General features: G+C 41.9%; 12 protein-coding genes. 9 read left to right on the top strand and 3 right to left on the bottom strand.

Annotation, left to right across the window (positions count from 1 at the left end; translation table 11 throughout):
- Positions 1 to 109 precede the first annotated feature (109 nt).
- The 3 genes from GDK41_RS19320 to GDK41_RS19310 all read left to right on the top strand — a co-directional run bounded on the left by GDK41_RS19320 (position 110) and on the right by GDK41_RS19310 (position 1895).
- Positions 110 to 268: a YqaE/Pmp3 family membrane protein gene (locus GDK41_RS19320; RefSeq protein ID WP_152088108.1), complete on the top strand. Its 159-nt coding sequence runs from the start codon at positions 110 to 112 to the stop codon at positions 266 to 268.
- Between the two features lie 98 nt (positions 269 to 366).
- Positions 367 to 936: an elongation factor P-like protein EfpL gene (gene efpL, locus GDK41_RS19315; protein WP_152088107.1), complete on the top strand. Its 570-nt coding sequence runs from the start codon at positions 367 to 369 to the stop codon at positions 934 to 936.
- A 131-nt stretch (positions 937 to 1067) separates the two neighbouring features.
- Complete coding sequence (locus tag GDK41_RS19310; protein WP_152088106.1) at positions 1068 to 1895, top strand: ATP-grasp domain-containing protein; 828 nt, start codon at positions 1068 to 1070, stop codon at positions 1893 to 1895.
- Positions 1896 to 2125: 230 nt separating this feature from the next.
- Here the strand turns inward: GDK41_RS19310 and GDK41_RS19305 are convergent, their stop codons facing one another.
- Positions 2126 to 3205: a PAS domain-containing protein gene (locus GDK41_RS19305; protein ID WP_152088105.1), complete on the bottom strand. Its 1080-nt coding sequence runs from the start codon at positions 3203 to 3205 to the stop codon at positions 2126 to 2128.
- Positions 3206 to 3703: 498 nt separating this feature from the next.
- Between GDK41_RS19305 and GDK41_RS19300 the strand changes: the two genes are divergently transcribed.
- Complete coding sequence (locus tag GDK41_RS19300) at positions 3704 to 3913, top strand: cold-shock protein (RefSeq protein ID WP_070986022.1); 210 nt, start codon at positions 3704 to 3706, stop codon at positions 3911 to 3913.
- A 51-nt stretch (positions 3914 to 3964) separates the two neighbouring features.
- On the opposite strand, the gene GDK41_RS19295 is transcribed toward GDK41_RS19300, so the two are convergent.
- Positions 3965 to 4726, bottom strand: coding sequence for a substrate-binding periplasmic protein (locus tag GDK41_RS19295; RefSeq protein ID WP_232056583.1), 762 nt, complete (start codon positions 4724 to 4726; stop codon positions 3965 to 3967).
- Between the two features lie 312 nt (positions 4727 to 5038).
- Between GDK41_RS19295 and GDK41_RS19290 the strand changes: the two genes are divergently transcribed.
- Positions 5039 to 5545 carry a hypothetical protein gene (locus GDK41_RS19290; RefSeq protein WP_152088104.1) on the top strand — a complete coding sequence of 169 codons (507 nt, stop codon included), beginning with the start codon at positions 5039 to 5041 and terminating at the stop codon, positions 5543 to 5545.
- A 1-nt stretch (position 5546) separates the two neighbouring features.
- Here GDK41_RS19290 and GDK41_RS19285 read toward each other — a convergent pair whose 3' ends face one another.
- Complete coding sequence (locus tag GDK41_RS19285; RefSeq protein WP_152088103.1) at positions 5547 to 6407, bottom strand: LysR family transcriptional regulator; 861 nt, start codon at positions 6405 to 6407, stop codon at positions 5547 to 5549.
- Between the two features lie 331 nt (positions 6408 to 6738).
- On the opposite strand from GDK41_RS19285, the gene GDK41_RS19280 reads away from it, so the two are divergent.
- The 4 genes from GDK41_RS19280 to acnD all read left to right on the top strand — a co-directional run bounded on the left by GDK41_RS19280 (position 6739) and on the right by acnD (position 12183).
- On the top strand, positions 6739 to 7404 hold the full coding sequence (locus GDK41_RS19280) for a GntR family transcriptional regulator (RefSeq protein WP_152088102.1): 666 nt from the start codon (positions 6739 to 6741) through the stop codon (positions 7402 to 7404).
- A gap of 11 nt (positions 7405 to 7415) precedes the next feature.
- Positions 7416 to 8306, top strand: a complete 891-nt coding sequence (prpB, locus tag GDK41_RS19275; RefSeq protein WP_152088101.1) for a methylisocitrate lyase — start codon at positions 7416 to 7418, stop codon at positions 8304 to 8306.
- Between the two features lie 87 nt (positions 8307 to 8393).
- The gene (gene prpC, locus GDK41_RS19270; RefSeq protein ID WP_152088100.1) at positions 8394 to 9515 is read left to right on the top strand and encodes a bifunctional 2-methylcitrate synthase/citrate synthase; all 1122 of its coding nucleotides are present in this window, start codon (positions 8394 to 8396) and stop codon (positions 9513 to 9515) included.
- A 76-nt stretch (positions 9516 to 9591) separates the two neighbouring features.
- Positions 9592 to 12183 (top strand): Fe/S-dependent 2-methylisocitrate dehydratase AcnD, encoded by a 2592-nt coding sequence (gene acnD, locus GDK41_RS19265; protein WP_152088099.1) that lies wholly within the window; start codon positions 9592 to 9594, stop codon positions 12181 to 12183.
- Positions 12184 to 12215: the final 32 nt, after the last annotated feature.

Genomic DNA, 12215 nt, shown 5'->3' with positions numbered 1-12215 from the left:
GCGATTGACGTTGCAAAGGCGTTTTTTTGGATTAGCCTTAAATTGGGCAAGTTAATAGGAAGTAATGCATAACTGTGAGCCTGATTAACTTTTGATTATGGAGAATGTGATGAATAAATTGGTGTTAATTATTTTGGCAATTATATTTCCGCCAATCGCTGTAGCATTGAACAATGGGGTGGGTAAAGATCTGGCGATCAATATTTTGTTGAGTATCTTATTTATTGTTCCTGGGATTATCCATGCTTTTTGGCTGATCCTGCGTTAGTTGGTGAAACATGTTGACGCGATTTATCTGGCCTTAGAGTATGATTATATGGCAATATCTCGATAGTTTTTGCCAACATAATATTAAGAGAAATAGTTATGCCTAAGGCCAGTGAAATAAAAAAACATGCCGCCATTGAGTACAATAACCGTGTAATGATTGTAAGAGATATTGAGCGCTCTGTACCTCAAGGAAGAGCGGGTGGTAGTTTGTATCGAATGCGTATGTACGATGTCGTTAATGGTGCTAAAGTAGACGAAACCTTCAAAGCAGATGAAATGCTAAATCTAGCAGATTTGGTTCGTCGTCCTGTTATGTTTTCTTACATTGATGGCGACGAGTATGTGTTCATGGATGAAGAAGACTATACACCATATTCGTTAAACAAAAGTAGCATTGAAGAGCAGGTGTTGTTTGTAAATGAAGATACAAAAGGGCTGTTAGCGGTGATTGTTGAAGGCTCTCCAGTGTCTATCGACTTACCATCAAGCGTAGAACTTGTTATTGAAGAGACCTCTCCATCTATTAAAGGTGCATCTGCAAGTGCGCGCACGAAACCGGCAACTTTGACTACAGGGTTAGTTGTGCAAGTGCCAGAGCACATCTCAACTGGTGATAAGATTCGCATTAATACCGATGAGAAAAAGTTTATGGGACGTGCGGACTAAGAGCATGTTTAGAGGTTACAGTATTTAGTGTAAGTACTTGTAACCTCGAATTAAGTCAGTTCTGCAAAGTATATTTCTGCAATAGAATATAGCCAAACTGCCATAGCCATTGAGTGAGACTGAACAACAATATGGAAAACAATATTAAGAGCCTTATAAAAGCGTGTGATGAATTAGGTTTTGAGTACCAGTTTATTGATGTGGACCACAATTTTGTGCGCGTAAAAATGAACAAGGGCTGGCAATATTTTGAACTCAACAAAACGCCGTTTAATACTGAAGCTGCATTTTGTATCTGCAAAGATAAAAGTCATACATATCAACTACTGAAAGATATCGTTCGTATTCCTAAAACATTAGATTTTTTAGATTTCAATGTGTCATCGAAATATAGCCAATATAAGCATTGTAACAGTATAGCCGCAGCCCTTGCTGCCATTGACGATAACCTAGATTACCCCATTGTGATGAAACAAAATAAAGGGGCTTTAGGTACTCATGTATTTTTATGTAACGACGCACTAGAAACAGAAAGCGCATTTCAAGAAATATTTAATCATCAGTCAAAAGACTATGATTATGTGGCTTTAGCTCAAGAGTTTATTAGAACTAAAGCTGAGTATCGCTTACTGTGTGCTTTTGGCAAGCCAGTATTTGCTTATCGAAGAGGCAGCGCTGCTGCGACTTTTAATGTCAAATATTGGGAAAGTGGTGAGCAAGCTCAGTTGCTAACTGATGTCGATTTGTTTACTCAGCTTGCCGACTTTGTCGAGCCTATTCACAACGAGTTCCCCATGGGATGGGTAGGTTATGACATTATTGTCGACGAACAAGATGAGCTCTATTTAATCGAGTTAAATGCGTCTCCGCAGTTTAATAACTTTATAGAGCACAACAGCTCAACCCCTGTAATTGAGCTCTACAAACATGCACTTTCAGAGTTAAGTAAACGAGTATAACCTCCGATATATGGTTTAAAGTAATTGATGAATTAGATACCACCTGTCATCAATTATCTTTGAGTGGGATAGAAAAAGTCTTGTTATACAGCCCGAAATTCAATGAACTTTAGGGGGCGAAGGATTACTTCAGCCCTCAAAAAAAGCAGCTTTATTAGTCTATTAAGTTTTAGTTACTGCTAGTACAGAGCGCTTTCGCTCAAACATAAGGTTCCATGTCATTAAATGCATTAGCGAATAAACGAAAGAAGCTGGTTTCCCGCCGCAACGGTGTTGTTTTCTCCTGAGAAGATATTTTCTGCGTTTCTGTGAATAAACACACTGTCGATCCATTCCGCAACGTCTTTATTGAACATTGATAGCATTTCTATTGGTATTTGTTCCTCTTTGTCTTGTAACTTGTGCAGTGTATTAGCTACTTCGTCAATCATCAACGCACCATCATTAAACTCGACGCAAAAATACAAATTATTTGCTATTTCTTTCATGTAGTTAGCTATATTTAGGTAATTGACCCCGTTGTTGAGTGCTTCGGCCATGCCTATTTCAGTATCTAACTCTTTAATAGACTCAGTTAATGAAATGACATCGTCGTCATCGATAGGACTTTCTTGCCAAAACTCGATTGCGCTGATGGGAGATTTTTCAATTTTGTTACCAAGCGCCCCCATCTCATCGGGTGAAAAGTCAAAAAAGGCATCTTCAAATAATGTTTCGTTTTCCTGCGAGCGTAGGTTGGCGTTGTAAATTTTTTCATTATTCTTTATGGTCTCGACGACTTGCCTATCGAGCTCTTCTTTGTCTTCATTTTTTTTCGCTTGAATGGCGTAAAAGCGCTTAAATAACTCGTTTGTATCCTTAATTTGCTCAGCAATGCGTTTAAGATTGGTTAAGTCTTTTTGCATCGATATGTAGTGCGTTACTTCACCTTCTTCATTCTTAATTTCAGAAATATTCCATTCAACTGGATAGACAGATCCATCTTTTCGGTAGTTAATCGATGAACCGTAAAAGTATCCATTTTTTTTTAGTGCCGGTGTGATTTTAGCAATCACTTTATGATTGCTCTCGGGTCCTTGCAGAATGCGAGGTGAGTGACCAACAAGCTCTGCTAACTCGTAGCCTGTATGATGACAAAACACCTTATTTGCATAGACAATAGGGTAGCCTTGGGTGTGATCTGCATTAGTGATGACAATAGCGTGATGAGAATGCATGAGCACTTGTTTTAATAACTGAAGTACAGAGCAGTTACTCATTAATTGACTAAAAAAAGCGGTCTCTTCAAGGCCTGATTTTTTTTTATCCATGAGCTTTTAACTCCAAAAATTTAGGATTGGACTAAGTTAAAGTTAGTGCAAACGTTATGAAAAACCAACTGCACGATAACTATACGTTTCATTGGGTAATTTTGATTAGATTTATATACAGGAATTGCAAAAGTATGCACCGAGCTTATGTTACAAACTAGAAAAGTACTTATATTCTTAAGTGTTAGGTTTTTAATTCTTTTTTCTTTGTCTGTTTTAATGGCGTCATTGTTTCTTCTTATTTGAAGTGACGGCTACTGTTTTGTTCAATTCGATGTCATATAAATTTCATTTCATTGGTCGTAAAAATTATTGACTTGGAGTCTCATCTAGATAGACTGAACTCAGACAAAAAATATGTCAGTGTTTATAAATCTCCATTACGTTGTTGTATAAGTCATACTTGTAGTACCGTCCTGAAGTTTTTAAGTACCGTCTAATTTTTGCTCTATGCGCCCAGATGGGCATAGTTAAATTTTTAAATCAGGATATCTAGATATGTCTAATACAGTAACTGGCACAGTTAAGTGGTTCAACGAGTCAAAAGGTTTTGGTTTCATCGCTCAAGAAAATGGCCCAGATGTTTTTGCTCATTTCAGCGCTATCAAAGGTGACGGTTTCCGTACTTTGGCTGAAGGCCAACGTGTTGAGTTCACTCTTGCTACAGGCCAAAAAGGTCCTCAAGCTGAGAACATCACTGTAATCTAAGTTTTATTACTTAGAAAAAGCAAGCCTAGGCTTGCTTTTTTTGTGTCAAAATTAAGGCGTGTGACTTCCCAATATTACATTTTTATATGTCTGTGTTCTTTCTACATTAGTAAAAGCAACTCGTAGCCTTTTAATAATATCAGTAGATGTATCAATGTTAGCTGCGAGGTAACCGTTAACAGATAAGGCACTCACGCTGTATAAAAAACGAAAATGATCTATCGGCACGTTGAGCGTATTAGCCATAGATTGTAGGTAGCGGGGATCATCTAGGACTAAGTCGACTTTATTGGTTATGAGTAGTTTATAAGAGCGTTCAATGTCCGCGGTAAGCACATAGTCAAAACCAAGCTTTTTTAATTCAACAGCGGCTATATCTCCTCTTTGAACGGCAAGTCGATACTTCTTGGCATCCTCTAATGAATTTATAACCACGTCATAGCGGTATTTGTTTGTTACAAATCCTAACTCAAACCTTGCAACAGGACCAATCCAATGAAAATTACGCTCTCGCTGGGGCGTTTTGGCCATACTATATATAAGAGTATTAGGTTTTTTACTCGCAACTTTGAAGGCTCTTGCCCAAGGGTAGATGTAATACTCCGCTTGTAAATGTGCACGTTGTAGGATTAGTTTGACAAGCTCAGTGCTAGTGCCTTCTACTTTGCCATTATTAAATGTTTGGTTGGGTGGTGATAGCTCAGTAACAATTGTTAGGGTAGGAAGTGAGCTTGCGCTAACGCTTTCTATACTCGAGCAAAAAAAGAGCAAGTATAATAATCTAAAAATGGCGTGTTGAGTAAATCGTACCACAGGGTAGCCCAAAGCGAACTGATATTTCCAAGTGTAGCAAAGTTAAAAATGGTTATATGAAGTTTAGCTGTAATCTTTGTGTGTCTGGACTATGCAACAAGAAATAAAGGAAAAAATACGCTATTTACTCTGGAGTGAAGTCTGCCCTCATTGTGCCTACTATATCTATAGAGTTGTCCATTAATTTTAGAGAGCTTCTTAGTGTTTGCCATAGGTTAACACTATGTTACTCATTGCGTACTCCTATTTTACCTTGTCTTTGACACTTTTTATGATGGTGTCAGACCACAACATGTAAAGGAGTAATATATTATGCAGATAAACGCAGTTAGTCACACCCTCAAAAAAATGGCATTACCGATAATTGCAGGTTTAATGGCATCACCGGCATTGGCAAGCCCCAGTGACTGGTTTGATGCCAGCAGTAATTTTGCCACCCTAGACACTAGCGCGTCGCAAGTGCAGTTTGGTTTACAGTATCCTCAGATGCACGGTGGTAATTGTGGTATTGGCATTGCGCTTAATGGTTTTAACAGCCAAGAGCGGTACTACAAAGAGCTATTAGAGTATATTGACGTTAAGTCAATTTATCTTACAGACCAAGGAACATATGAACTTACACCAGCCTCAGTCAGTCGTAGTGGGATATTATATGCGTTTAATTATTATGCTCAGTACTACAGAACCTATGTCACTATCAGCACAAAAGATGGTAGTTCTTTTGGCGATGTGTTTAAGCGTCTGTCTGCTTATAATGATATATACGCTATAACAAGTGCTGTCACTTGCCAGCAGTTAGATGAAATCAAACGAAACTAACTCAAGGCTCTGCCAACACATGCTTAATTTCATGTTTTAAGTTTTGACTCACTGTACTATTTTGAATGTCAAAACGATGAATTAGGCATAATTCATCAATTACCATTGCGTTGTTTTGCTCAATGCGACGCAATGGTTCAGCGCACTTCTTAGCGACTCGCTCAGGTAACACGCCCGCACCAATACCTTTGGCTACTAAACTCGCTATCACTTCTAGATTGTTAGAATACTCGACTTGATAATGAGTTAGGTCGAGTATTTTCAGTAGTGCTTGGCTTTGTTTTAGGTTTGGATCGCAGTACAAAATAGTATGTTCGTTGGGTGCACTGTGTGTTGTAAGTGCATCACTTTGCCAAAGCGTGACTTCATCTAAAAACAGTTTGTGGATCACCAAGTCAGGATGATGAACAGGGTTGATGACGAGCCCAAAGTCTATCTCGCCGTTGACTACTTGTTCAGTGATCTTACGTGATAGGTCATGAACCAAATTTAATTTTAATGCGGGATATTTGTTTTTTAAAGCTGGTAGCAGATCTGGCAATGTGTATAAAGCAACCGATGGGTGGCAACCAATGCTAAAGGTGCCGATCATATCAGTGCTTGCACGGATCACATTTGAGTGTAACTGCTCCCATTCAGTCATAAATTTACGGCTATGTTGCGCTAAGGCTTTGCCCGCATGGGTGAATTTTACGCCGTTTCGGCTTCTTATTAGCAGTTGCGTATCAAATACTTGCTCAAGACGTTTTATCGCGGCGCTCATGCTGGGTTGTGAGATCCCAAGCCGCTGTGCGGCACGTGATAAGTTGAGAGTGTTTGCCACTTCACTAAAATAGGCCAAGTCATCAAAAGACGGTCGCATTATGATCCTTTATATAATTGTAACTTTTTTGTGAATTTACTCATTATGATACCATTGTGTACCCTTTGGGTACGAAAAATGTAAAATATTTTCATATGTTTAGTATTTATTGTTTACTTGGCGAATGATTAGGTTGCGCGAGACAAAGGCTTTGGTGCAAAAGAGATAAGCTATGCTGTAGGCTTTGGTATTTATCAAATGGAACATTCACCAAATTTATAGATGCTATAACAGAAATTGTCGACAATCTTGCCTCTATAAGGTTGACGTTAACGTAAACCACCTCTAATATTGTCTACAACTTTTAATCATTCAGAATGTACTCGTCAAGATGGACTTTTTTCAAGAACAAGCTGTAACTTCTTCAGATAAAGCGTTTTTTCGTCTTCGAAAAGAGATTGTAGAAGGGGTTATTCCATCAGGTACCAAACTGAGTGAAACAGAATTGTCGACAAAATATCAGGTGAGCCGAGCCGTTGTTCGAGAAGCAATTAATCGCTTAGAGGCGTGTAACATTGTTGAGCGTAAGGCTAACATTGGTGCCCGTGTGGTGTCATTAAGCCCCGAAGGCTTGATTGAGCTTTATCAAGTTCGAGAGTCTTTAGAGGGTATGGCCGCGCGGCTTGCCGCGCAGCATATGACAGCTCAAGAGATCACTGAGCTTAACGCTTTGCTGAACAGCCAATCAGATGAAGTAAAAAACGCCGAACTGTATTATCAAGAAGCGGGCGACTTAGACTTTCACTATCGTATTATCTTAGGCAGCAAAAATAGCCATCTTATTTCTATGCTTGTTAATGGCCTATACCATCTAGTGCGCATGTACCGTGTGCAGCTGGGTATGGCAGGACCCCGAGTAACAAGTGCATTTGATGAGCACAGGCACATTGTGCAAGCCATTAGTAATCGTGACCCAGAACTTGCCGAAATGTTGATGCGTCGACATATCACATATTCAAAAAATAATATCGAAGCCAAACTTCAAAACAGCTTATAAGAGAGAACATCATGACAGGATTTACAAGCGCAGGTAAAAAATTCCGTGAGGCACTCAAAGCCAATCACCCTTTGCAAATAGTCGGTACTATTAATGCCTACTCGGCGATTATGGCTAAAAAAATTGGTCACCAAGCGATTTACCTCTCTGGTGGCGGTGTAGCAAATGCCTCTTATGGTCTGCCTGATTTAGGTATGACATCTTTGAACGATGTGATTGCAGATGTGCAGCGTATTACGGCAGCCTGTGACCTACCTTTAATGGTCGACATTGATACGGGCTGGGGTGGTGCGTTTAATATCGCTAAAACCATTCGTGACATGGAAAAGGCAGGGGCTGCTGCGGTACATATGGAAGACCAAGTAGCGCAAAAGCGTTGTGGTCACCGTCCAAATAAAGAAATCGTGTCTATTGAAGAAATGGTAGATCGTATCAAAGCAGCGGTTGACGCACGTACCGATCCTGACTTTTTCATTATGGCTCGTACAGATGCATTTGCTCAAGAGGGTCTAGAGGCTGCAATTGAGCGTGCAAAAGCTTATGTGGCAGCCGGTGCTGACGGTATTTTTGCCGAGGCCATTCAAACCCAAGAGCATTACAGAGCATTCAGTGAAGCGTTGGATGTGCCTATTTTAGCTAATATTACTGAGTTTGGTAAAACTGAACTTTGGAACAAAGAAGAGCTTGGACAGTGGGGCGTAGATATGGTGCTTTACCCATTAAGTGCATTCCGTGCCATGAATAAAGCTGCGGAGCTAGTGTATCAAACCATTTTAACGGACGGCGATCAAAAAGCGGTCATAGATAACATGCAAACTCGTATGGATCTTTACGATTATCTTGGTTATCACGAATACGAGCAAAAGCTTGATTCGCTTTTTGCGCAAGGCAAAAACAAGTAATTAAAGTATTTAAATATAAATGGGTGGGCAACTAAGCCCGCCAATTAAAATAGTATCCAGCAGGTAAAAAATTCAGGAGACAAAAAAATGGCAAAAGTACTAAGCGGTGCTGGCCTTCGCGGTCAAGTAGCAGGGAAAACGGCACTTTCAACAGTTGGTAAATCAGGCTCTGGTTTAACGTATCGTGGTTATGATGTAAAAGAGTTGGCTGAGCACTGTCAGTTTGAAGAAGTCGCCTATCTTATTTTAAAAGGCCACTTACCGACGCAAGCTGAGCTAGATAGCTATAAGAGTGAACTTCGTGCAATGCGTGGTTTACCACTAGCGCTTAAAGAAGTGTTAGAGCGCATTCCAGCAGATGCACATCCAATGGATGTGTTACGTACTGGTTGTTCAATGCTAGGTAACTTAGAAGGTGAAACTAGCTTTGATTTACAAGGCAAAGTGACCGACCGCATGTTGGCCTGTTTCCCGAGTATTATTTGTTATTGGTATCGCTTTAGCCATGACGGTGTGCGCATTGATGTTGAAACAGATGATGACTCTATCGGTGCGCATTTCTTACATATGTTGCATGGCAAAAAACCAAATGAATTACACGAGCGTGTGATGCATGTATCACTTATTTTGTATGCTGAACATGAATTTAACGCGTCAACATTCACTGCACGTGTGTGTGCATCAACCTTGTCTGATATGCATTCATGTGTAACTGGTGCAATTGGCTCATTGCGTGGTCCACTGCACGGTGGAGCTAATGAAGCCGCCATGGATATGATTGAAAGCTTCACTTCGGCAGATGACGCAGAAGAGAAGATGATGGGCATGCTTGAGCGTAAAGAGAAAATCATGGGCTTTGGTCACGCGATTTACTCTGAGTGTGACCCTCGTAATGAGATCATTAAGCTATGGTCTGAAAAGCTAGCAAAAGATGTCGGTGATACGGTGCTTTACCCAGTATCAGTGCGTTGTGAAGAAGTGATGTGGCGCGAGAAAAAGCTATTCTGTAATGCTGATTTCTTCCACGCATCTGCTTATAACTTTATGGGCATTCCAACCAAGTTGTTTACGCCTATTTTTGTTATGTCACGCTTAACCGGTTGGGCTGCACACGTCATGGAGCAGCGCGCAGATAACCGTATTATTCGCCCTTCAGCGGAATATACAGGTGAAGAGTTACGCCCAGTAACACCAATCTCACAGCGTTAATTTGCCTCTATAGCGGCTAATTTTAATTAGCCGCTTGCTTTGTTAGTTCCGTCACCAATTTCCAATGGATGTAGTTATGAATACCAAATACCGTAAGCTCTTGCCTAATTCGCAATTGAGCTATTATGACACCCGCGAAGCCGTCGATGCGATTAAACCAGGTGCCTACGACACCTTGCCTTATACCTCTCGCGTGCTTGCTGAAAACCTTGTGCGCCGTTGTGAAAGCGAACAGCTAGATGATTGCCTTACACAAATTATCGAACGTCGTCGCGACTTAGATTTTCCATGGTTTCCTGCACGTGTTGTTTGTCATGACATTTTGGGTCAAACCGCCTTGGTTGATTTGGCGGGCTTGCGTGATGCAATTGCCGCAAAAGGTGGCGATCCTTCTAAAGTTAATCCTGTGGTGCCAACTCAGCTGATTGTTGACCACTCACTGGCAGTTGAGCACGCAGGTTTTGAAAGCGATGCATTTGAAAAAAACCGTGCTATTGAAGATAGGCGTAACGAAGATCGCTTCCACTTTATCAATTGGACTAAAACGGCCTTTAAAAATGTTGACGTTATTCAACCCGGTAACGGCATCATGCACCAAATTAACCTAGAGAAGATGTCGCCGGTTATTCATGCCCGCGACGGTGTGGCCTTCCCTGATACCTTAGTGGGTACTGACAGTCATACTCCGCATGTTGATGCCTTGGGCGTCATTGCAGTGGGTGTCGGTGGTCTTGAAGCGGAAAGTGTGATGCTAGGTCGTGCGTCGTACATGCGTTTACCCGATATTGTAGGGGTTGAACTTACAGGTAAAGCGCAGCCTGGTATTACCGCAACAGATATCGTGTTAGCCATTACCGAATTTTTACGTGCAGAAAAGGTGGTGGGTGCATACCTTGAGTTTTATGGCGAAGGGGCTGCAAGCTTAACGCTTGGCGATCGCGCCACTATCTCGAACATGACACCAGAGTATGGTGCAACGGCTGCCATGTTTTATATTGACCAACAAACCATTGAATACTTAAAGCTTACTGGGCGTGATGATGAGCAAGTTCGCTTAGTTGAAGACTATGCTAAGCATACGGGTCTGTGGGCTGACAGCCTTGAAACGGCACAGTATGAGCGCGTGTTGAAGTTTGATTTATCGTCAGTTGGCCGCAACATCGCCGGCCCATCAAATCCACATAAACGCGTTGCAACGGCCGATCTTGCTAAAGCGGGGATCTCTGGCGTTGTTGAAAACGAAGAAGGCAAAATGCCAGATGGCGCGGTGATCATCGCAGCTATCACCAGTTGTACTAACACCAGTAACCCACGAAATGTGATTGCAGCAGGCCTATTAGCGCGTAATGCTAATGCTAAGGGCTTGTTGCGCAAGCCTTGGGTTAAAACGTCACTGGCACCGGGTTCTAAAGCGGTGAAAATGTACCTTGAAGAAGCCAATTTGTTGCCTGAGCTTGAACAACTGGGTTTTGGTGTGGTTGGGTTTGCTTGCACTACCTGTAACGGTATGAGTGGCGCACTTGACCCAAAAATTCAGCAAGAGTTGATTGACCGAGATTTATACGCAACCGCAGTATTATCGGGCAACCGTAACTTTGACGGTCGTATTCACCCGTATGCCAAACAAGCGTTCTTAGCGTCGCCGCCGCTGGTGGTTGCTTATGCCATTGCGGGTACGATTCGTTTTGATATTGAAAAAGATGTATTAGGGCATGACCAAGATGGTCACCCGATTACATTAAAAGACTTATGGCCAAGCGATGAAGAAATTGATGCGGTGATCGCGCAAAGTGTTAAGCCTGAGCAGTTCCGCCAAGTGTATGAACCTATGTTTGACCTAACAGTCGATTACGGTGAGCATAATAATCCGTTGTATGACTGGCGTGAAATGAGTACTTACATCCGTCGCCCACCTTATTGGGAAGGCGCGTTGGCAGCAGAGCGCACCATGAAAGGCATGCGACCTCTTGCGGTACTCGGTGACAATATCACCACGGATCATTTGTCTCCTTCTAATGCGATTTTGGCCAGCAGTGCAGCCGGCGAATACTTAGCTAAAATGGGCTTGCCAGAAGAAGACTTTAACTCTTACGCAACGCACCGAGGCGACCACCTGACGGCGCAACGTGCCACCTTCGCAAACCCTAAGTTGTTCAACGAAATGGTGCGCGATGAAAATGGTGAAGTGAAGCAAGGTTCTCTTGCTCGACTTGAGCCAGAAGGCCAAGAAACCCGTATGTGGGAAGCGATTGAAACCTACATGGAGCGCAAGCAGCCATTGATCATTGTGGCCGGTGCGGATTACGGTCAAGGCTCCTCTCGTGACTGGGCGGCTAAAGGCGTTCGCTTAGCTGGGGTTGAAGTGATCGCCGCAGAAGGATTTGAGCGCATTCACCGTACTAATCTAATTGGTATGGGGGTATTACCGCTTGAGTTTAAAGCGGGCACAACGCGTAATACTTTGAACATTGATGGTACTGAAACCTTTGATGTTGAGGGGGAGCCAAGCCCTGGTGCGACTTTAACGCTGGTTATCAATCGCAAAAATGGCGAGCGAGTAGAGGTGCCAATGACATGCCGTTTAGATACGGCAGAAGAAGTGTCAATTTACTCTGCGGGTGGTGTTTTACAGCGCTTTGCGAAAGACTTTCTAGAAGCACACGCATAATATCAACCATCAGAAAGGCGCAAGTTATAGGG

Source organism: Pseudoalteromonas sp. A25 (assembly GCF_009176705.1).
Lineage (GTDB): Bacteria > Pseudomonadota > Gammaproteobacteria > Enterobacterales > Alteromonadaceae > Pseudoalteromonas.
Note: the sequence above shows the minus strand (reverse complement) of the source record. Positions and strands in the feature narration are given on the sequence as shown.

Bases quoted from the DNA above. Each gene is read 5' to 3' on its own strand.
- prpC (WP_152088100.1), top strand. From the start codon at position 8,394: ATGGCAAAAGTACTAAGCGGTGCTGGCCTTCGCGGTCAAGTAGCAGGG.
- prpB (WP_152088101.1), top strand. From the start codon at position 7,416: ATGACAGGATTTACAAGCGCAGGTAAAAAATTCCGTGAGGCACTCAAA.
- GDK41_RS19290 (WP_152088104.1), top strand. From the start codon at position 5,039: ATGCAGATAAACGCAGTTAGTCACACCCTCAAAAAAATGGCATTACCG.
- acnD (WP_152088099.1), top strand. From the start codon at position 9,592: ATGAATACCAAATACCGTAAGCTCTTGCCTAATTCGCAATTGAGCTAT.
- GDK41_RS19320 (WP_152088108.1), top strand. From the start codon at position 110: ATGAATAAATTGGTGTTAATTATTTTGGCAATTATATTTCCGCCAATC.
- GDK41_RS19310 (WP_152088106.1), top strand. From the start codon at position 1,068: ATGGAAAACAATATTAAGAGCCTTATAAAAGCGTGTGATGAATTAGGT.
- GDK41_RS19300 (WP_070986022.1), top strand. From the start codon at position 3,704: ATGTCTAATACAGTAACTGGCACAGTTAAGTGGTTCAACGAGTCAAAA.
- GDK41_RS19280 (WP_152088102.1), top strand. From the start codon at position 6,739: ATGGACTTTTTTCAAGAACAAGCTGTAACTTCTTCAGATAAAGCGTTT.
- GDK41_RS19285 (WP_152088103.1), bottom strand. From the start codon at position 6,407: ATGCGACCGTCTTTTGATGACTTGGCCTATTTTAGTGAAGTGGCAAAC.
- efpL (WP_152088107.1), top strand. From the start codon at position 367: ATGCCTAAGGCCAGTGAAATAAAAAAACATGCCGCCATTGAGTACAAT.
- GDK41_RS19305 (WP_152088105.1), bottom strand. From the start codon at position 3,205: ATGGATAAAAAAAAATCAGGCCTTGAAGAGACCGCTTTTTTTAGTCAA.